Raw genomic sequence first — 908 nt, 5'->3', positions numbered from 1 at the left:
CCCCCTCCCCCTCGGGCACGTTGTGCCGCACCGCGTTCTCCAGGAGGTTCCCCACCAACCGCCCGACCAGCTGCGGATCCCCGAGCAGCGGCGCGGGGCCGAGCTCGGCGGGCACCCGGGGGCCGGCCCCCGGGAGCCGGCAGCAGCTCGGCCACCAGGACCGCCAGGTCCACCGGCTCCCGCTCCCGTTCCCGCAGGCCCTGCTGCCCGCGGGCCAGCGTGAGCAGCGCCTCGATCAGCCGTTCCTGCTCCTGCCCGGCGGCCCGCACCCGCAGGCAGGCCGCCCGCAGGGACGCGGCGTCGGCGTCCGGATCGGCCAGCGCCACGTCGACGACGGCCTGCTGCAGGGTCAGCGGCGTACGCAACTCGTGCGAGGCGTTGGCCACGAACCGCCGCTGCGCCTCGAAGGCGCCCTCCAGCCGGGCGAGCAGGTCGTCGAAGGTGTCGGCCAGGCCCTTGAGTTCGTCGTCGGGGCCGGACACGGCGAGCCGCCGGTGCAGGTCGTCGGCGGAGATCCGCCGCGCCGCCTCCGCCATGTCCCGCAGCGGCGCCAGCACCCGGCCCGCGACCAGCCAGCCGAGGACGAGCGAGGCGACCGCCATCACGCCGAGCGCGATCCCCGACTCGACGAGCAGCTGGTGGAGCTGGTCGCCGCGCTGGACGGCGAGCCGCTCGCGCACGTACCCCTCGACGGCGGCCGCACCCGGCCTGCCCGTCGGCCCGCCACCTGCCCCGGGACCGGAACCGGCTCCAACTCCGGCCCCGGCACTCGGCTCCGGCGCCCCCGCCCGGACGTCCGCCCCGGACACGGACAGCGACGGGTCCTCGGCCACGAGCGCGTACGTGAGCGCCAGCAGCACCGCTCCCGTGACGGCGAACATCCCGCCGTAGAGCAGGGTCAGCCGCCA

Annotated in this window: 1 protein-coding gene; it reads right to left on the bottom strand. The window is 77.2% G+C overall.

All coding sequences use genetic code 11. The annotated features are described in order from the left end of the window. The coding region (locus tag FGF04_RS39525) for a HAMP domain-containing protein (protein ID WP_235882759.1) at positions 1-908 on the bottom strand (908 nt) is incomplete at both ends.

The sequence above is a fragment of the Streptomyces apricus genome (assembly GCF_008369065.1).
GTDB classification, from domain to species: domain Bacteria; phylum Actinomycetota; class Actinomycetes; order Streptomycetales; family Streptomycetaceae; genus Streptomyces; species Streptomyces apricus.
Note: the sequence above shows the minus strand (reverse complement) of the source record. Positions and strands in the feature narration are given on the sequence as shown.